Source organism: Paenibacillus eucommiae (genome assembly GCF_017874215.1).
Taxonomy (GTDB): Bacteria; Bacillota; Bacilli; order Paenibacillales; family NBRC-103111; genus Paenibacillus_AI; species Paenibacillus_AI eucommiae.
Window position 1 is genome coordinate 1 of the sequence record NZ_JAGGLB010000003.1, and the last position, 19227, is coordinate 19227.

A 19227-nucleotide genomic window follows, 5' to 3' on the forward strand; every position below is an offset into this window, starting at 1 on the left:
CTTTCTTTAATATCTACAGACATTGTATAATGAATAGCTTAATTCAAGCAAGAATACTTTGCACTGTATATCCATTATCTTGTCACTTGTTGAGTTACCCCCTATGCTATGTTGCGTTAAACTGCCCGTTAGCGTAATGAACTCTGTCAAATGCCCCGAAGCGTGAACATGGTGTTATCTGAAGAATACGACTTTCTATGAAACACCAACACTTCTTTTATTTAACTTCTTAAAAGCAGAGTATTCACTATTTGATCTAATAAAATTTAATATCAAATTGGCGCATTCGTTTGGTCTCAAGGTTTCAGTATTTAGTTCAATATCATACTCATTAAGGCAATAAACTATATCATACTGTGAGATTGCTAATCCACTCTCTCTATCTCCCCTTAGTTTTTCTCTTCTAATAAGTTCCTCTTGAGCAGCCGACCGACTGCCTTCAGTATTTGCCGAATCCATTGGGACCAATATATTGAGGTAATCTGTCCACGTGGAATCTGCAAATCCAGTTCCTTTACGATAAACGTGAAATTATAGGCAATATCGATTTGTTGCGCTGTAATACATTCCATAGCGTCCTCTTAATTGGCCTTCGCTAGTAAATAAAGAAAGTACGGAACACTGATGACCGTAATGACGATTCCCGTCGGCACATCTCCCCCCAGGCTAACCGTGCGCGTAATCGTGTCAGCCAGCACCACGACTAATCCCCCGGCCAGGCTGGCAGTCGGAACGAGTAATTTGTGATTGGGCCCGACAAGCTTTCTTGCCATATGCGGAGCGATCAAGCCAACGAAGAAGAAGCTTCCGCCCACGGCCACACTGCCAGAGGATAAAGCAACAGCAGCGATCGACAACCCCAAAAACTGCCGCTTCACGGCAAGACCCAGTCCTTGTGCCGTCTGATTGCCCAGATGGAGGGTGTTCAGCATGCGAGCCTTGTAGAAAATATAGCCGAGTAAAATCAAGACCCATGGTGCCAGTACTGAAATATAGCGCCAATCAGCGCCCCACAAGCTTCCCGCCAGCCAGTGCAGCATGAAGTTCATCTGCGAATCATCCAGCTTGAGTGTCAGGAAGGTGGTCAGCGCCCCATACCCACTTCCAAGTGCGACCCCGGTTAAGATCAAACCGATTGGCGAGATGTCTCGCCCACGGCGATACGATAGTAAGAAGATCAATCCCGCTGCCAACAGTCCGCCAATAAAGGCCAACAGTGGCAGGACAATAAAGGAGCTCTTTCCTGTCGATGCGATGAATACGACGAAGAACAGGACAAACAAACCCGATCCCGAACTAATCCCCAGTGTCCCCGGACTAGCCATGTCATTGCGCAGCAAACTCTGCATCACGACCCCAGCCGCTCCCATTCCCATACCTACCAAGATCGACAGTGCGATTCGTGGCATTCGAAAATCGAACACGATCAGATTTTGCTTGTCAGTACCGTTTCCCAGGAGAACGTTCAGCACTTCTAGCGGTGAAAGATTCATTTTACCAGAATTCATGCTAATGACAGCAAACATAAGGATGAGCACCATAAGTACTACATTGACGATGATGCCCCGTTGCACCGTATAACGCTGATTGGTCATTCAAATTCCCTCCTTTGCCTGCGAGCCAGGAAGAGAAAGTACGGCACACCAATGATAGAAAATATAATGCCAATCGGTGTTTCGAACGGCTTATTGATCAAGCGTCCAACCAGATCGGCCGATACGGTCAGCAACGCTCCATATAGCGCAGCCGCCGGAATAATGTACCGATAGTCGACACCGACCATATATCGCACAATATGCGGGGTAATCAGACCAACAAAACCGACCGGGCCAACCACGACAACAGCCAATCCAGTCAGCACTAGCACGATAATCGTTGATAAACCCTTGACCAGTCCGCTGCGAATACCGAGTCCACTTGCCACATCATCCCCCAAACTGAGCAGTGTAATGGAAGGTGATAGCGCCAGCGCCAGCAGTACACCACCAACAAATAGCGGTGAGATAATCAGCAATTCCCCCCACTTGGCCCCGGCTGTACTGCCTGACGTCCAGAATGCCAATGCTCGGCCAAGGTTGTAATTGATCGCCAAATACTGACTGAGTGCACCAAACAGCATGGAGATGGACAGTCCTGCTAGTACTAACCGCTGAGGTGTCATCCCACGCTTGCCCAGTGACGCGATGAAGTAGGTCATCCCGGTCGCGAACGCTGCTCCCAGACAAGCAAACAGTATCATCAGCCCATACGAATAACCCGGCAGAAAGGCCAGGCAAAGCGCAATCGCGAATCCTGCCCCAGAGCTGATCCCCATCAGCCCGGAGTCGGCCAGCGGATTGCGCGTCGTCCCCTGCATGATGGCACCACAAACCGCAAGGCTGCACCCGACGATCAGATCGGCTACGGTGCGCGGAAGACGTAAGGCTTGAATTATTTGATGTTCAGTGAGCGTTGGATCAAATCGGAAAATAGCCTCCCATGCAGTCGCTAACCTCATATCGGCGGCGCCGAAGCTAATCGACGCGGCCGACATGAGAACCGTTAATCCAAGCCCTACTACCATGTACATGGTGAAGTTCACCGCCCCACGGCGTTTTTGTTCAGGCTTGTTTTTCATCGCGGCTTCCTTACCTCACCTATTCACAGTCTAGTTGAACCCTTATTTAGCTAATGTTATCAATTGATTGACAATATGATCAATCAGAGCACTGGAAGTCATTATATCCGTGGACCAAGATAGCGATGAACCCACCGTTACAATCCGATTATGTTCCACAGCAGGTAGCGATTTCCAAACCGCATTATCAGCAGGAACTTCATTATCTCCCAAGGAGATCAGATAATCCCCCACGTAAGCGGCCAAGACCTCCATAGAGATATCTCCCCAATATTTATTTGCTTCAATAATATCAGTTTGAACTTTTGGCGGTGCCTTCATTTGAAGCTGATTATAAACAAGCTCGCCAACCGCATGCTTGTCTCCAGCGACGGAGTTATTTTTATCACTGAATTCTCCCATAGTAATCGTCATGTCTGAAAGACCTGCATTCTGAAGGGATAGCTTCGCTTCCTCGATTTTTTTGGCATAAGCATTCAAAACAGCCTTAGCCTCTTCCTGCTTATTCAAAACATCGCCTATAAAATGGATACGCTCTTCTGTAGTCATATCACCATAAGGGACATAAATTGTCGGGGCAATTTTGGATAAATCTTCATATTTTTCATCGCCCCATGCTAATATGATCAGATCAGGCTCAAGAGTCATGACATCTTCCGGCTCCATAGCGATTTTAATGGAGTCTGTAATTTGCTTAGCAAAAACAGCCTCTGTCTCGGTGGTCCTTGCCGCTCTGGACACACCTAGAGGAGTTACGCCTAAGGCAACCACATCACCAACCAAATAATCAACTACAATACGCTGAGGGTTGTTAGGCACCTCAACATCACCAAATACTGTGGATATCGTTCTGGTCTGCGAGACTGCTTCCGATACTTCCGGTTGTGTCGTCTGTTGTGTCTGCGCAGGCGTTGGATTTACTGTTCCCCCGTTATTCGCTGGCGTCCCTGACGTACATGCCGACAACAACAGCATCAAGCTCATCGCCGCTGCCAAAATCATTTCTTTACTTCTTGCTTGTCCAAACATTGCTGATTCCCCATCTCTATAAGACTTGACTAGACTCGCTAGTTCCCTCTCATTGTAATGAATATGAGAATCGTTATCAATACCATCAACCTGCATGGATAGTGCGTTTATTTTCCGATAATCACTTGGCGTCATCTTGTAATACTTCTTAAACATCCGAAACAGGTTTTTCTCATCTGCAAAACCAGATCCTGTTGCGATCTCTTTAATGGTTGCTTCTGTATGCTTCAAGTCATGACAGGCAGCTTCAATCCTCCTCCGAATGAGGTACTCCTGTAAGCTCATCCCTTCCTTCTTTTTGAACAGCCGCGTCAATTGCCCACCACTGATCCCAAACGTATCGGCAATTTCTTGAAACATAATCGGCTCCCTGTAATGTTTATCGAGATATATCTTGGCAGAACAGGCTGGATCTGGCTGGAGATACCGAATCTCACCACCCTCAAAATCTCTGTACACCCCATGAATCAATTGATATAAAAAACTTTTGGCCTGTAGCTGATCCATCGCATTGCCGCGGTTCCAGCCTTTCAGCATCAGTTGAAACCAATCAAGTAGCAAGATGGGATTACTTGGTGTATAACCAAACTGTTGAACAAATGGATTCACTTGCTCCAGTAATTGCTGCAGGTACTTCTTGAAAAAAAGAGGTAATTCTGCTTTATAAAACACCATAAAGGCCTTCACAGGCTCCCCTTTAGGCGAAATACTGAGCAGGCTCCCTTTTCCGCCGTGAACTAAACCGAAGCGTTCCATTCCAAATGTGGTTTCATTCAGTTGAATTTGCGCTTCTCCTCCACATGCATAGATAAGCATGCTACAAGGCATTTTATACTGCTCCAACGGGTATTGGGATGCTACATTCTGAAAGCGTACATCTATTAATGTAATGATCGAACGTGTCCAAATTCGGGCCATCGTATCGATCATCTCCGGTGTAAATACCTGGCGTGCTTCTGCTTCTTCTTGCATCTATTCGCGCTCCCTTATCTCACTTTTTTCCAATTTATACACCAGTCATAAATTGATTTTGATTATCAATATCATAATTCATGAGGTAAGTATATCATCATTAAGTGACATTGGGGAACAGGCAACAGGCAACAGGCAACAGACGTTATACTTTTCATTATCCGGCTAATGCTAGGAGTGGGGTTTTCTATCTAAAAAAGGTTCATCAGATATAGTAATCTAATGAACCATTAATTGTTTTATTGGTACCGGCGAAAGGACTGGAACCTCTTTCCCACTCGATTTTGATATGAAATGAACCAGAAAGTTCATTTATGTTGGTCACATTGCTCTTTAATTTTAATGGATTGACGGATTCAAGTGAGACAAATATAGCTCTACTTGTTACATTTCCAACAGCTTTACGTATTAACAAGGGAAATACTTTACTGTGTTTATTCATTAAGCTGAAGTAAACGTTTGTTATACAATTTTAGGAGGTTTGATATGCCTGATTTGTTGTTGTTGCTATTCTTGTTTAACTTGTCCTTATTTCTTCTGCACGAAATGGATGCAATTCGACGTTCGGAATGGAAACTATTTTTCGTTCTACGAGATATGGATGATGCAAAAGCCTATAAAGTGTTCACCTTTATCCATCTCCCCCTGTACACCATCATACTCGCTTTACTTTTTAGCCAATATCAGATAATTACGTTTTGGGTGCTAGACATCTTTCTCATGATCCATGCGATCCTGCACTTATTTTTCGAAAAGCACTCCCGCAACGAATTTAAAAATACATTCTCTCGTTTCATCATCTATTCGATGGGAATTCTTGCTGCTATCCATTTATTATTGATTGCGAATCCGTGATTTTCTCCCTTAACTTCCATCCAAATTGATTCTTGGCGAATGTACAGGATAGTAAATACATTCTTAGCCTGCTTTTTTTTGTCATTCAACTATCGTATCCCGTTAGCGTAACGAACCAAGTTGGGTGCTCTTAATGTTCGTCATGCCTGTATATCTGCCCATCAATAGAATGTTGTAGCTGCCTCACAGCGCCCATTGCTTGGTTGGCGTCTAGCGTCGCGGTCAGTCGATCACGCGGTAGTGAAGATGAACAACGCCGCTTCGGAAGCGGCGCTCACCGAGCAGCTCGAGCCGCATGCGGAGGTTGTCCGGCAATGCTCGCTTACCTGCACCCAAGACGATCGGATTAAGAAGCAGATGACACTCGTCAATCAGTCCCGCTCTCATCGCCTGCCCAGCAAGCTCGGGGCCGCCAATCATGATGTCGGCTTCTAAAGACTCCTTCAGCCTCCGGATCGCATCAGGATCGAATTCACGCTCGATCCTAGTCCTGGCGCTAGAAACCGCCTGAAGCGTTTGGGAATACACAATCTTCTCAGCCGCTCTCCAGATCTGCGCAAATTCCCACATTACCTCCGGTTGCTCGCCGCTGGTGCTCGCCGTCTCCCAGTACACCATTGACTCATACATTCGACGCCCATATAGGTATGTGCCAATCGGCCGCTGGAAGTCAGTCCAGAACGCATACGTCTCGTCATCGGAGATCGTCCACTCGATATTGCCGCGCTCGTCCTCAATGTACCCGTCCAGAGATAAGTTAATAGGGTAGATCAGTTTAGCCATTTCAATAACGCCCTCCAATTTTCAGTTTCCAATAAGACCAAGGGGTGCTTGTTCTGCCGATTCAGATTGTGATGAACGATTTGTTTATTGAACTAAATACTCCTGTTAGTTAGATGACTTTAGTCAACTTGATGTCCATCCATTGTACCCAATTCTTACCGTCGTTGGACAGCTCCCAACTACCTGTTAAGGTGTTGCTATCTTCGCTAAACATTCCTGTGAATCGCTCCGATTTCCCCGAAATTGTCCAGGCACGGTCGAGTAGGTTCGCTTTGTATGTACTGAAATTGCCTTGGTTGTCATATGAGTGTGTGATGTAATTCTGACTGGAAGCATCATAGCCAATGATCTCAATAGCCTTAACCTCATCTTTTCCCATATGGCCATCAACATGATGAATAAGAAAATAACCACCAGGCAACCATTCGTAGGTATCTACTGCTACCAGCTGATCAGCTGGCCCGGACGGACCCGCTATAATCACACCCTCTGTATTCCATTTCCCTACGAAGACATTCAAGCGTCCCATTGCAGGATCAGGTTTAGACGGATTTTGTGGAGTAAGGGCATTATCATTCTCGGGTTCACTGATATTGTTTGTTGCCATTTTGATTTCTCCTTTCATGCGAAGTTCCTTATATCATAGCATGTAACAAATGTTATGATTTCTTATCAATTGCTCAATTTATTACCCAGGAATTTTTGTGATCGTATTCTGGTGAATTCCCTTTCCATCTGGATCAATTTCCTTAGATTTAAGTGTGACTGTTCTGTAGGAAACAACCATAAAAAAAAGCCGGCAGCAGTTTGAACCGCAGGCTTTTTTATTTGCCAGTTAGACCCCCTCATAAGTGAAATACGATTGTGATTTTAAGAGTTGTCTTCATCGTACTTAGAGGGCTCAAGCTGAATAAAATTCAAATGTTTCATTCGGTTTATGACAGATAATACTTCATTAATTCTTGGTAATTCAAGCCATCTTTCGAAACCAGGAAAAAAGGAAGAAAATACAATATCTACTCCTTCTCTCTCCATATCTTCGAGAGCTTTTTTGATCTTTTCATGAAGAAAGATGAGGCGATCCTGATTACTTATAGCCATTTTTCGAATTAAAAAGGCAATAGCTGCAAGCTGGGCGTGTGATGTGATATTGTAAAGCCCTCTGATATCAATTTGTTCATCGCCTATCATCATGTATCCCATGGTTGAAACCATCAGCTTTTCTGTACCACTGCCCTGTGGATAGCTCGAAAAGTGATCGGTGGTTATTTTTCTTTCTATCTCCCATTTTGTAGGGGGGATACGTTCGTGTGGTTTGTCGTGTTCACATAAATTTTTTGCTTCCTGGGTTACGTTTTTTGGCACAAAATTGTCCATCAGGATGATTTGATCGGCAACGGATAAAAATTCACCGCTACCTCCAATAACAAGAACGGAAGATACGTGGGCAGCCTCATAAAGCTCCCTGACACGTTCCGTAAAAGGTGTAATGGGTTCATGCTTGATTAATGAACGCATTTTGATGTCTTGAATCATAAAATTCGTCGCACTTCTGTCTTCATCAATAAGAAGAAGCTTACACCCGACGTTGATTGCCTCCATAATATTTGCGGCTTGAGATGTGGAACCTGAGGCGTAGTCAGTCGAAAACTGTTCAGCCGAACTATTGGGTATCCATTTTATGAAAGGCGTAATATTGATATTTTTTATGGAACGGCCTTCCTCTGCAGATATTTCCATTGCACTTTGATCTGTAATCACAAATTCTCGCCCGTCGCCTATAGTGTGATTGTAAATCCCTGAATTTAGTGCATCCAGTAATGTGCTTTTACCCGAATAACCACCGCCGGTGATGACCGTCACACCCTGTTTTATTCCCATTCCCAGCAAACCACAAATTTCAACTTCATCATCTTCAGGGGATGTAAAAGGCAAGGCACCCTCCAGTGGCCCGCTGTTATCTTTATTTCTTGGCAAAATGCTGCCATTCGCAATAAACGCACAATACTCACTGGATTTCAGCCATTCGCGAATCATATTTTGTTTGTTTACCCATTCATAAGCAGTATTTAATTTGATGAGATCAAACTTGGCAATAAACTTCTCCACTTCTTTTGGAAGCATTTTGCAGAGCATACGCATAGCTTTATCATTATTCCTGAATGGAAGTTGAACTGTAATCATTAAGCATAGATACCATTTTTCCCAGCTGACTTCGACAAAGGATGCATTACGCTGCAACACCACATTGGTTGGACGAAAACAATAAAAAGCACCATTTTCTTTATCAGGACGTGACCGGTTATAAATCAATTCATTTAATGCCTCAATATGATCAACCCATTCTCTTAATGCAAAATCCGAGAGAACAACTTGATCCCTATTTTCATCTAAGCCGAGATGGTCAAAAGGTATTTTTATGATGATACATGGTTTATCCAGTGTGAGTTTATGTGTCCGTTCAATGTAATAGGCAACATCATTATTCCAATAGGCTAGATCTTCATAAATAAAACTGTATGATGACTGTCCAGATTGTAATGAGCGAAAATTTTGTTCGAGTCTTTTAATAAAGTATCATCCTTTCATATTTGGAAAGCGGTGAATAACGGGAAACGATGCCGAAGTTGAAACGATATCTCAAGAAGGGGGCCCCTTATCCTTTGGAACAAGATAACGACGAAACGGATCGACCCCTAATCTCCAGGTATGAGCCTGCTCAAACATAAACCGGCACTGTTTGAAATTTTCCGCGAAAAATGAATTCCATCCTAAGTAACTTAAGTTCAATACATATTCCCCCAAACCACTATTATTGCCTTGACCAACCCTTTTGTCCAAAAAAAATGACAGCCACTCCGTAAGTGGCTGTCATAGACCGGCAAGAAAGCTTAAACGCTCCTTCTGCCTAAATATAAAAGCCCTGAGAGTGAATCCTACCCTCAGAGCCTAGTGTATTCGTAAAAAATAACTAAAAAGCAACATGAGGATAAGACGTATATTTTTTTGTTTTTTTCATTGTCCTCACCTCGTTACGATTTATTTTACTGCAACATAATTATAACATTAAGATTATCCACAATATAAGGAAAGATTAATTATAATTAACTCAAACCCTGAAATAAGTAAAAAAGATGCCCCCATAGGATGAAAAAACAGGACACGATAATATGGTTTTATTAGTGTAAATTAATAAGTTCGGTTCAAACAAAAAAGTAAAGGATCAAATCGTTACTTTCTTTGCTGTAATGACACATGTACCTCCTTTGTCTCATTCATGATAATTCTCTTGCAGCGGTAAAGCACTTTTTCTAAGTAGAAGTTGTCCTATTTACTATACTATGTAATCTTGTAAAGGTAATTTATTCGCGTCAGGTTCCCCATAGTATGCTGATTCCTTGCAGGACTAAAAGTTCTGTCTTATCCAAGAACGTAATTTTTCGGCATAGAAAGAGCGTTCCTCTGGATCGGATCTGTAACCCTTTGTAAGATAAAGTTGATCGTTTTCATATCTCGGATAAACATGAAGATGGTAATGCCACACGTCTTGGTTGCCAGCAGGCTCATTATGTTGCCGTGTAGAAATCCCATCACAACCATACGTACTTTTCATCGCAAAAGCGACCTGCTGCGCTGCTCGATGTATTTCAGCTGCATATTCCACGGGTAGATCATATATGTTCTCGAAGTGTAGATTTGGCACAACTAGTGCGTGTCCCTTATTGTTTGGCCACCACTTACCCGCCATAAAAGCTGTTACATAATCATTCTTATAAATAATATCTCTTTCTCTTGTTTCCTGAGTTGCCCCACTACCAGAAATAATTCTACAAAATGGACATTCATATCCTTCAGGTTTATGTGTAAAAAGCATAGCTAACTTCATCAATCCCTTCGTCAATTAATTTAGAGTGGTCCAAAATATTCCATATATAATTTATTCACTACTTTACCATAGGCATATTTTGTTGTATATAACTGCCATTTAGTTCGACGCGGTTGCAAGACGAAGCGCGGCGACCTTACTGAATTTATGTGGAATGAAAGCCTCCCTTGAATCGTCAAATACAAGGCGGTATTTGCTGCTCACACCACCTTCCGGACAGTACACATAAAAAAAACGATGCCATTTTTTTCTACCCTCCTCCCATCATAATTTTCCACAAAAAAAGGACATTTCCCTTCCTCCGAAACGGATGTCCACATATGATGTGTAGCACTATATGAAAATACAGTAGATTCGATCTCAAAAAACTACTCCGTCGGACAGTCTCCTAGGTAGTGGCTTAAACGTGGATGTTAAGTATATAATGATAATTGATAAGGAGGTGCTGTATCTAAATGGAGTTTATAGAAACAGGACTAAAACTATTTGTGTATATAATAGTTATTTCACTTTTCTTTGCTTTGGTAGGGTTCCTAGTCCAAAAATATCTAATTGACTTCTTCCAAGGTTTTTCTAAAATAATAATAAAAATATTTAGTTCTATGAAAGAAATTTTTAGAAAAACGGGCTGATTACTCATCCCATGGGGAATGAAGGACATGATGGCAAAAGTTGGGGCGCTTATATCCCGGAAGAAGCAGTTCGCACACGTCGGCGTTAATCGTTCCGTAGGTGGTTTCCGGTTTGTGTTTGAAGCCTTCCAAGAATGCATGTAAGATGTTGTGTTTGAACTTGTTGCGAGGAAAAGCCTCGATGACTTGCTGCCGCGCTTCTGCTGAAATGAAATCGAAGTTCTTCCCGACCACATCATAACCGACGCCAAAATTCATAAGCGCCGCTTCGGTTTCCTTATACTCGACGATTCCGATGCTTGTATGCAGGGCAACAGCATCCCATACAAGCCGAATGGAATCTTCTGGGATGCCGCGACTTTTAAGAAAATCGCGGTAGCCGAAAACAGAAATACCCTGTTCGAGTGGTTCCACAGAAGGTCGTCGGCATGCTCACGCAATAATTCAGCAGTTTCAACGGCTAGTTTACTATCGGGAATCTTTATATCAGCAATTACATTCGTCATCGACAACTTCCCCCTTATTCATTCGTTAACATATTATAGGACTGGATTGTTGCGAGATCAATGTGCAAGTTTCTATTACAATGATAGATCAACTAAATGAAAGCTTGGAATGCCGCTCAATCACGGCTATTTTATTCATATACCATAACCCAATATTTTTCTTCTGAATTACCTTCTTCAACAACTTTCTTCCAACCATTATTTTCATAGAATTTCATGGCCTTTTGATTTTCAGACACACACTTCAATCTTATTGGTTTATTCATTTTTTCTATGGAGGCAGTAACCAACTGACCACCAACACCCTTGCCTGAGAAATCAGGGCGAACAAATAAATTATGTATAAAATTATCTGGCAAGTAAAAAGAAGCAAATCCAAGAATTTCAGCATCTTCCTCTGCTAAAATTATATACTCTCCAATAGTATGCTTATCAAAATCTTCTAAAGTCATTTCTTCTATATCCGCCCAATAAAAACTTTTACGACGTGATTCTAAGTATATACGTCTTAAAGCAGGGTAGTCTAATTCACTTGCTACTCTAATATTCATAGTTTTAATCTCACTTTCTTTACACAGATAAATAATAACGTAATGATATAGAATTATTCCATCTATATATTTTCCGGTTAAAATTTAGGTTGCCTCCTTCCACTAAACTACCCGTTAGCTTTATGAATTATTTAGCGGAAAGGTCATCAATCGCTTGAACAGCTAGTTCCAACGCTTTAATTCTTCTTTCTAAAAGCGTTCTTTGGGGGCTACCAGCCTTTGACTTAACATAACTGTTTTCAATTGATGGAAATAAACCAGTAATAACATTGCGAGCATCTGCTAAATCATCCTGGGTGTAGAGATGGGGTTTTTGATTCCAAACGTTTTCTAGCGTGGCTAAGCCGATATAAATAGCTGTGAGTCGTTTCTTTACTAGGCTAGTATTTGTTCCATTTTGAGTCATCTGGGACAAAGCATTCTCGAGTTTACTGATGGTCGATTGTAATGATATTATTGATTCCGTTTTATCTAACTCTGTTGTGTGATTAATTACAATATCGTCTTTGTTCACCGCTACGAATCCTCCTCTAACCCTACTTTTTTCACTTCGTAAACACTATACCACATATTGGAATAGCCTACCCTTTCGTATTATGAGATTGACCAGAAATTCAAAGTTATAGTTTACCATCACCCGCACCCTGAATGTCCGCCGCGAGCTCGTGTGGCGCGCCTGGACCGAGAAGGTATGCATTTAGAGAGAACAAGCTCCTTTATCTAAATTAGATAAGGAGCCTGTCGGTTTTTCAGATATTATTTATTTACTGCTATTGTTTAAGCCGGAATAAGCCACCATTCGCTTTGATGAACCGGAGATCCCCATTATTCGGCTGCGGGATGTCATCCCATGTTTTATTCTCACCATTGAATTGTGGCAGCCATGGGCTTAGTGCCTCAAGCATTTCATCAACCATTTGCCAGACTTGCTCTGTTGAGCAGACGGCCGCCGTCAGCGGATCGTGCAATACGGCCTGCTTGAGCAACTCACGATTGCCGGTTAAGGCAGCTTCAACAGTCATTTCCTGAACGTTGATGCTAACTTTGCATGTGGCGGCACATGCAAGTGGGAGCTTGCCAACCGTCGTAGGATGGATACCGCTGCGATCAACATAACACGGGAGTTCTACTGTTGCTCCATTCGGCAGATTTGTAATATTCTCGCGATTCTCAATATTGAAGTGGCCCCGATATACCTTGCCTGTTTCCAGCGCCTCGATAATATAGGAGCCATGCTCCTCGGAACGCTCCCCTAGCGTAATGAACTCCAATTCACCGTTCATCCATTGTGGATATTGCTCTTTATAGATCTCATTGCGCTCCAGACAATACTCCAAATACGCACTGGTTCTACCGCCAATCCATTCGTCGTGATAGATCCACTTATCGATTTCGAGCGGGTTTTTACGGTACCAAGGCAAATATTCGCTCAGATGGCCGTTTGATTCTGTCGAATAGTAGCCAAACCGGCGCAGCACATCAATCCGGCAAGGCTCGGATTTGGATAAATGCGGATGCTTCTCAAAACCGTCCAACAAGTACGGAAGCATATCTTGTCCTTTGTGTGATACTTGAATAAACCAGGTTTGGTGATTGATTCCTGCACAGATGAAATCGACTTCATCCTCAGGCAGCCCAAGTACATCCGCAAGCTGTTGCTGGCTGTGCTGCACACCATGACATAAGCCAATGACAGGAATGCCGCCCGCTCTACGTAAGGCCCATGTATTAATTGCCATCGGGTTGCAATAGTTAAGCAAGAGAGCGCCGGGAGCCAGCTCGCGCATATCCTTGGCCAACTCCAGCAATACCGGGATAGTTCTCAGCCCGAAGAATATGCCTCCGGGTCCGAGCGTGTCTCCAATGCATTGATCAACGCCATATTTTAACGGAATCTCGACATCATACCGATAAGCCTCGAGTCCACCGACACGGGCCGTGCACAATACGTAATCCGCATCTTTAACAGCTTCACGTTGATTCGTTGTGGGTAATATTGTAGCTGGAAGACCGTTTTTCTCGATCATCATCCGGCAGAGATTCGTGACCATATCCAGATTTTCCTGGTTAATATCCATGAAGCGGAATTCGGTGTCCCGAAATGCCTCCACGGCAAGAATATCCATTAACAATCTGCGTGTGAATCCGATACTTCCAGCACCTATCATCGCAATTTTCAACACAAATAATGCACCTCTTTTCATTAAATGGACAATCAAGTTCGTGAAATCTTATCAATAAACCTAAGCCAACTCCAAGCCTAATCCCCTTAAATCAGCAAACGTATTATTCTGCTCAGCTTCGTATAGTTTCCAAATCACCCTTAAACCCTGCAAGCTTCTAGGACCATCCGTGTCTGGTCTCGTTCCGTGGATGATACAATCCAAAAAGTGCTTGGTTTCATACAATGTCAGCTTTCCGGGTTCGATATCCATAAGAATTTCAGTTGTTGAACGATTCTCTAGATCACCATGCTCCTCTTTGATATCCGAGTGCAGATACATCTTTCCTTCTCCTAAATGGATTTCGATCAGCCCTTTCGTACAATGAGCGTGGATACTGTAGCCGAGACGCGTACCACGTGCTCCCCATGTTCCAAAATGATACCCCATCACTCCATTCTCGAACTCCAGCACTACGTTGCTTGTTCCTTCTCTTTCCATCCAAGGTGTCCCGAAATTCGTCCCCAAATGGATCCCTTTGACTGGATTTCCCAGCATCCAAAGCATAAGATCAACGTAATGGCATCCATGGCTGAAAAACTGCCCTCCGCCTAATTGTCGGGCCGAAAGTCCCCAACTTCCTTCCGGAGGACGTGTATATTGCTCTGTCCATATAGATAGTTGGAAGATATCTCCGTGCGTTTTGTTATCGATCAACTCTTTCAATTTTATGATGACAGGCCAGAAACGTACAGGGTATGCGGTCATGAGCACCTTGCCCATCCGGTCTGCCATACTAATCAGTTCCATGCACTCCTCTTCCGTATTGCACATTGGCTTCTCCATCAATACATGCTTACCCGCTTCTAGGCAAGCCATTCCTACTTCAAAATGCAAATCATGTGGTATAGCAATTAAAACAGCATCGACCTGATCCAAAAGGTCATGAAAATCCGTAACCGCCACCTGTACATTTAACATTTCAGCCATCTTCTGCGCCTGCTCTAGCACGATGTCACAAGTTGCTGTTACAGTCATCCATTCACTTAAGGCAAGTAATCCACTTGTATGCGAATTGCTGGCCATTCCACCGCAGCCAATTACACCTAATCTTATTTTTCTCACTGCCATCGTCCTCCCATAGTCCATATCTAAATTCCGAATTTGATTTATTTATAAAAATTTGCACAATCGACTAATGCAGCATCCAGTAATGACAGCAACTCTATTATTCAACCTCATGTTGTTCTTTCCAATTCCAATCAAAATCATCGTAAGGATACATCGGCCTTTGAATGTGCTGAAAGGAAAGCGACTTCAAATTAGCGGTGCTTGCCCCCGGCGTATCCAGGATGTAGATTTCGTTGGAAATTTTCTCATATGACGAGCGGAATTGCGTAGCTGATTTCACAAGCACCAGATTATGCTCCAGCGGTTCCAGCCCTACACTGAGATACATTGCGGGATCTCCCGTGTGTACAGCGTTCTCCATTATGAGCAGTGAAATTCGCCCAATCGCTACGACGGCGTTACAGCCCATATTCGCTTCCAGATTCTCGATAAAGCCACCCCCGTACCGGAATTTCCCATCGCCAATGAACGTGACGACGACATCTATTTCCAGCGGCTCTCCCATGTCATAACTGATGCTGTGCCCTAACTTCAGGCGCACTGTATTGCCTATTCCTGCTGCTACAGCTAAGTTAGCCGCACGGGCATCCACCATCGAAATAAGAGCAGAATACATGGTTTCGGCACCCTGTTTAAGTAATTGCCGTAATACATAATTGCTGTCTCCCGGAGATCCCGCACCTGTACTATCCGCAGAATCCGAGATGATAATGGGTCCGGTAGACGGCCTTTTATTCAAAATATCCAGTATTTCCGGCACACTCAGCAGGTCAACTTCGAACTGCTCCCTCTTGTTCCAGAACAATTCTGCCAGCCTCTCCGCTTCGCTTTGTGCCTCTATCGCATTTTCGCCGACCGTAACGATCGAACATCCCATTTCCTTTACATCTAACCAAGGCTGAACAGCAAACAGGGATGTATTAAATAAACCTAATCTTTGCTCCCCAGTTTCTGCCTCACTCCATAGCTCTGCCATTGGTCCTTGGCAAGTCTGATGATTCTCTGCCTGGACAATCATGGGTATTTTCACAAAACCGATAAACGGATTGCGTTTCCCTCGCACAATATCGAATAACAGGTTAGCCGCTTTGTATCCTGTCTCCAAGAAATCAATATGCGGGAATGTCCGGTAACCAATAATTCCGTTACACTCCTCACCATTTTCTTGGTAAGATTTGCATGCGAGTCCAAAGAAATTACGATCGGCGTCACAGGGCCAACCATCTCCCTCAGTTCGGATAAAATTTCCCCCGACGCATCATCCTCATCTTCGGCTACCCATGCCCCGTGCATGGCAAACAATAATCCGTCGCATGGCAAATATCGTTGTACACGTTCATATAATTGGTTCTTGAGTTCATTTAACGAAGCACGGCTAATTTTGCCGGATGATACCGTTTGTGTGTAAACAGTTCCCAGCAGCTCTGCCCCCTGTTCATTGGCGGCTTTGTTGAATCCGCTTAATTCATTTATTTCCGTTTGCACGGCAAGCAGTTGCTCGTCAACCCTGTAATAGTTGCGACGGAAGTCTTCGATTGTGCTCGTTGCCTTGCTGAAAGTGTTGCTTTCCTGTATTATCCCGCCTACAATGACTCTCAAGAATAGGTATTCTCCCCTCAACTATTTCAACTATTTAATCTACAGCCCGCAAGCGAAAAGTTTCAAAAGACAAATGCTGAGGAACACTGCTGCCTTTAAGTGTTAAACGAATACCCCCGTCCGGATGATCGCTTGCCATGTAATCGGCCAATTTCCATTTCCCGTCATGTCCGAGCTGCTCTAGGGAAACGATTCCTCGTTTTCCGGGCAGCCAAAGTACCACTTGCGGAAACTCCTCGATTCCGAAATAACAAAGTCCGAGAACGGATTCATCGCCATCCTCCCACCATACTGGATATAACTCCAATATCCCTTCGACCATAACCGGGAAATTACAACGGGTGACCTTTTGGATCATCTGTGAGAAGATCCATTGACGCCCTGTGTCTTTCATTGGTTTACCATTGTGGGTTACAACCGCAATAGGATATGGCGCTTCTGCTACTACTACACCATCGGAAATCCAATTACCCTGCGTATCGTAAAGCGCTGACAATACCTCTCCGCCATGCCCTGCCTGTATCGTATTCATTGTGTTGTACTCTACATTCCATCTGGTTACCAGGTTTTTATCCTTCAACCATTGGGGTGCATTGCTGGCCAAAGTCCTTTCTGTCTGTACCTTGCTATGAAACGGTTCTGCCTTAACTTGGATCGCCTCGCCCGTAACAATTCCACGTTCATGTAATGACCTATACGACTCAGGGTCCATAATACTCCCACGCTGCAGTAAGGTTTTTAGCTCTTCATCGCTATAGAGCTCTGTCGTTCTCCCTGTAAATATCATCGGGGAAGCATCCGTTGGGGCTTGCGGGATTCCCATTCGTGCCAAATTCACATTCCAATGCGGGCTTAACCCCTCTTCAGTCAGATCCTGTACCTCGGTAAGATGGGCAGTAAATGATAAAGAAGCACCTTTTCGTACCTTCCCTTTCGTAACGGCTGCGACTTGAACCAGATAGGGCTTCAGTTTCCTTAACATAGGTACGACGTTTCCTGATGGGTCATGCATTCCAAAAACATTATCCAGGACACTTAAAGTCAGCAATCCATTGGTTGAAATGGTATTCAGATATAACTCCAATCCCAGCGCACGTGCTGATTTAATACCGGTTGCAAAAGGGTAATTCTCTACCTCGCAGCAAAGTCGTATCGGCACATCAATCATTGCTGGAATAGGATCTGCGACTGTAATGATCTTATGGAGCAAATCGAGTGGCCGCTCGTCACGGTACCCCCCATTGCCGCCAGTACGCAGCCAAGGACGTGGAGAATTTTCAGTACTAAGTGAAGACATCACTTGATTCAAGTTGATTCCACTCAATTGAAAGGAATAGGGTGCACAGAACATCACACCCATTCCCACGTTGGGATTAACCTCAGCTACGGTGTCACGCAGCTTTTGGGTAAATTTCCGCATGGATTCCCCCTGCACTTCAAACCATGTTCTGCGAAAATCCCTATCTGCCTGTTGTTGAACAAGCCGTTCGTATACTTCATGTCTCTCGTAACGGCGACCAAGCTTCGCTGCCAAGCGTTCCATATGTTTCTCACAGAAACACTGCAGCGTATCTGTACCTTCTCTTTGAAACAATCGAAAATCATCATCGATCCAAATCGATTCAACATCTAATTGCGCATACATTGCGAAAGCTTTACTAATATACTCATGGAAGCTTACATCCAATGGACAAGGACAGCCGACTGATTGGTTACCGTGACCGTCCATGATCCAGCGGAAATGATCCATGCCTGCAGCCGGCTTAGCTTCCCCATGCCCAAGCGTCACAAAATAATTCAGCATAGGTATCATCCCATGAGCACGCACTTCAGCAAAGCGCTTAGCCAGCAGCTCCACGATCTTTCTAATAGCCTCCTCATTCGGATGAGGAGGCATCTCTCCGTGGCCGTTAAAGGCCAGAATTGCATCCACCTGTGTATCTTTTGCAAACTGCAAAGTTTCCTGCCAGAGCCTCTCATCTTCAAGTAGCGGCAAACCCGGACGCAAAATGTATTGAACTAGTTTCTTTTCCGGATCCATAAGCATGAATGTAATCACCTTCGTTTTAATTATTTTCTATTAACCGCATTAACAGGAGCATCCGTATCAAAATGGCTGGAGCGATTCATGATGTTAATTTTGATTTTTTTCTTCAAATATAGTCTCATTATAAAAAAAAATAGACTCGATAACGAGTCTACAATCTGCTGAAATGTATCATTATTTGACGAATTTCATTTATACTTCCTTCTTTATATTGGAAATCGACCTGTTAAAATCATAATGAAACCCCCATAGGTAAGGAAACCCTCGACGTGACTCGCTAAGGTTTCCTTACCTATACTCTCAACTAAATACAAAATACAAAACTAACTATACACTAATTGGATAACTAACCTGCTGCCCGATACTTCAATGAAGTACTTCTTTCAGTAAAACCCTTATGAATTTAGAAAAGACTTCTGCTTCCTCATAGTGAGGCATCTGGGTCCAGTAGTTTAGG

General features: G+C 43.5%; 17 protein-coding genes and 2 pseudogenes. 2 read left to right on the plus strand and 17 right to left on the minus strand.

Features of this window, described 5'->3' with window-relative positions; translation table 11 throughout:
* Positions 1 to 195 precede the first annotated feature (195 nt).
* From J2Z66_RS05275 to J2Z66_RS05295, 5 genes are read right to left on the minus strand one after another with little or no spacing between them, the layout of a single operon-like run.
* On the minus strand, positions 196 to 459 hold the full coding sequence (locus J2Z66_RS05275; RefSeq protein ID WP_209970341.1) for a phosphotransferase-like protein: 264 nt from the start codon (positions 457 to 459) through the stop codon (positions 196 to 198).
* On the minus strand, positions 390 to 572 hold the full coding sequence (locus J2Z66_RS05280) for a hypothetical protein (RefSeq protein ID WP_209970884.1): 183 nt from the start codon (positions 570 to 572) through the stop codon (positions 390 to 392). Before J2Z66_RS05280 ends, J2Z66_RS05275 begins: the two co-directional genes overlap by 70 nt.
* 9 nt (positions 573 to 581) lie before the next feature.
* On the minus strand, positions 582 to 1595 hold the full coding sequence (locus J2Z66_RS05285; protein WP_209970342.1) for a FecCD family ABC transporter permease: 1014 nt from the start codon (positions 1593 to 1595) through the stop codon (positions 582 to 584).
* Complete coding sequence (locus J2Z66_RS05290) at positions 1592 to 2617, minus strand: FecCD family ABC transporter permease (RefSeq protein WP_209970343.1); 1026 nt, start codon at positions 2615 to 2617, stop codon at positions 1592 to 1594. The genes J2Z66_RS05285 and J2Z66_RS05290 overlap by 4 nt, the downstream gene beginning before the upstream one ends.
* Before the next feature lie 42 nt (positions 2618 to 2659).
* Positions 2660 to 4618 carry an AraC family transcriptional regulator gene (locus tag J2Z66_RS05295; protein ID WP_209970344.1) on the minus strand — a complete coding sequence of 653 codons (1959 nt, stop codon included), beginning with the start codon at positions 4616 to 4618 and terminating at the stop codon, positions 2660 to 2662.
* Positions 4619 to 5104: 486 nt separating this feature from the next.
* On the opposite strand from J2Z66_RS05295, the gene J2Z66_RS05300 reads away from it, so the two are divergent.
* On the plus strand, positions 5105 to 5473 hold the full coding sequence (locus J2Z66_RS05300) for a DUF6713 family protein (RefSeq protein ID WP_209970345.1): 369 nt from the start codon (positions 5105 to 5107) through the stop codon (positions 5471 to 5473).
* A 222-nt stretch (positions 5474 to 5695) separates the two neighbouring features.
* Here J2Z66_RS05300 and J2Z66_RS05305 read toward each other — a convergent pair whose 3' ends face one another.
* The 4 genes from J2Z66_RS05305 to J2Z66_RS05320 all read right to left on the minus strand — a co-directional run bounded on the left by J2Z66_RS05305 (position 5696) and on the right by J2Z66_RS05320 (position 10142).
* Positions 5696 to 6256, minus strand: coding sequence for a dihydrofolate reductase family protein (locus tag J2Z66_RS05305; protein WP_209970346.1), 561 nt, complete (start codon positions 6254 to 6256; stop codon positions 5696 to 5698).
* 109 nt (positions 6257 to 6365) lie between these two features.
* Positions 6366 to 6863 carry a DUF1579 family protein gene (locus J2Z66_RS05310; protein WP_209970347.1) on the minus strand — a complete coding sequence of 166 codons (498 nt, stop codon included), beginning with the start codon at positions 6861 to 6863 and terminating at the stop codon, positions 6366 to 6368.
* Positions 6864 to 7126: 263 nt separating this feature from the next.
* Positions 7127 to 8569 (minus strand): P-loop domain-containing protein, encoded by a 1443-nt coding sequence (locus J2Z66_RS05315; RefSeq protein ID WP_312894396.1) that lies wholly within the window; start codon positions 8567 to 8569, stop codon positions 7127 to 7129.
* A gap of 1093 nt (positions 8570 to 9662) precedes the next feature.
* On the minus strand, positions 9663 to 10142 hold the full coding sequence (locus J2Z66_RS05320) for an HIT family protein (protein WP_209970348.1): 480 nt from the start codon (positions 10140 to 10142) through the stop codon (positions 9663 to 9665).
* Between the two features lie 455 nt (positions 10143 to 10597).
* Here J2Z66_RS05320 and J2Z66_RS05325 point away from each other — a divergent pair, with 455 nt between their 5' ends.
* Positions 10598 to 10774: a hypothetical protein gene (locus J2Z66_RS05325; RefSeq protein ID WP_209970349.1), complete on the plus strand. Its 177-nt coding sequence runs from the start codon at positions 10598 to 10600 to the stop codon at positions 10772 to 10774.
* Here the strand turns inward: J2Z66_RS05325 and J2Z66_RS05330 are convergent.
* The 8 genes and pseudogenes from J2Z66_RS05330 to J2Z66_RS05365 all read right to left on the minus strand — a co-directional run bounded on the left by J2Z66_RS05330 (position 10775) and on the right by J2Z66_RS05365 (position 18770).
* A pseudogene (locus tag J2Z66_RS05330) lies at positions 10775 to 11280 on the minus strand (phosphohydrolase). It abuts the gene before it with no gap.
* 131 nt (positions 11281 to 11411) lie between these two features.
* On the minus strand, positions 11412 to 11831 hold the full coding sequence (locus J2Z66_RS05335) for a GNAT family N-acetyltransferase (protein ID WP_209970350.1): 420 nt from the start codon (positions 11829 to 11831) through the stop codon (positions 11412 to 11414).
* A gap of 127 nt (positions 11832 to 11958) precedes the next feature.
* Entirely contained in the window at positions 11959 to 12345 is a 387-nt protein-coding gene (locus tag J2Z66_RS05340) for a hypothetical protein (protein ID WP_376774362.1), read from the minus strand.
* A 256-nt stretch (positions 12346 to 12601) separates the two neighbouring features.
* The gene (locus tag J2Z66_RS05345) at positions 12602 to 14014 is read right to left on the minus strand and encodes an alpha-glucosidase/alpha-galactosidase (RefSeq protein ID WP_209970351.1); all 1413 of its coding nucleotides are present in this window, start codon (positions 14012 to 14014) and stop codon (positions 12602 to 12604) included.
* A 60-nt stretch (positions 14015 to 14074) separates the two neighbouring features.
* Positions 14075 to 15118, minus strand: coding sequence for a Gfo/Idh/MocA family protein (locus tag J2Z66_RS05350; protein ID WP_209970352.1), 1044 nt, complete (start codon positions 15116 to 15118; stop codon positions 14075 to 14077).
* A 103-nt stretch (positions 15119 to 15221) separates the two neighbouring features.
* Positions 15222 to 15884, minus strand: a complete 663-nt coding sequence (locus J2Z66_RS05355) for an MlrC C-terminal domain-containing protein (RefSeq protein WP_376774366.1) — start codon at positions 15882 to 15884, stop codon at positions 15222 to 15224.
* 42 nt (positions 15885 to 15926) lie between these two features.
* Positions 15927 to 16744: pseudogene (locus J2Z66_RS05360) on the minus strand (M81 family metallopeptidase); the annotation flags it as partial.
* A gap of 13 nt (positions 16745 to 16757) precedes the next feature.
* Entirely contained in the window at positions 16758 to 18770 is a 2013-nt protein-coding gene (locus J2Z66_RS05365; protein WP_209970355.1) for a hypothetical protein, read from the minus strand.
* Positions 18771 to 19227 lie beyond the last annotated feature (457 nt).

Excerpts from the sequence above, each read along its gene's own strand:
- J2Z66_RS05275 (WP_209970341.1), bottom strand. The coding sequence starts at position 459 with ATGGATTCGGCAAATACTGAAGGCAGTCGGTCGGCTGCTCAAGAGGAA.
- J2Z66_RS05280 (WP_209970884.1), bottom strand. The coding sequence starts at position 572 with ATGGAATGTATTACAGCGCAACAAATCGATATTGCCTATAATTTCACG.
- J2Z66_RS05285 (WP_209970342.1), bottom strand. The coding sequence starts at position 1,595 with ATGACCAATCAGCGTTATACGGTGCAACGGGGCATCATCGTCAATGTA.
- J2Z66_RS05290 (WP_209970343.1), bottom strand. The coding sequence starts at position 2,617 with ATGAAAAACAAGCCTGAACAAAAACGCCGTGGGGCGGTGAACTTCACC.
- J2Z66_RS05295 (WP_209970344.1), bottom strand. The coding sequence starts at position 4,618 with ATGCAAGAAGAAGCAGAAGCACGCCAGGTATTTACACCGGAGATGATC.
- J2Z66_RS05300 (WP_209970345.1), top strand. The coding sequence starts at position 5,105 with ATGCCTGATTTGTTGTTGTTGCTATTCTTGTTTAACTTGTCCTTATTT.
- J2Z66_RS05305 (WP_209970346.1), bottom strand. The coding sequence starts at position 6,256 with ATGGCTAAACTGATCTACCCTATTAACTTATCTCTGGACGGGTACATT.
- J2Z66_RS05310 (WP_209970347.1), bottom strand. The coding sequence starts at position 6,863 with ATGGCAACAAACAATATCAGTGAACCCGAGAATGATAATGCCCTTACT.
- J2Z66_RS05320 (WP_209970348.1), bottom strand. The coding sequence starts at position 10,142 with ATGAAGTTAGCTATGCTTTTTACACATAAACCTGAAGGATATGAATGT.
- J2Z66_RS05325 (WP_209970349.1), top strand. The coding sequence starts at position 10,598 with ATGGAGTTTATAGAAACAGGACTAAAACTATTTGTGTATATAATAGTT.
- J2Z66_RS05335 (WP_209970350.1), bottom strand. The coding sequence starts at position 11,831 with ATGAATATTAGAGTAGCAAGTGAATTAGACTACCCTGCTTTAAGACGT.
- J2Z66_RS05365 (WP_209970355.1), bottom strand. The coding sequence starts at position 18,770 with ATGCTTATGGATCCGGAAAAGAAACTAGTTCAATACATTTTGCGTCCG.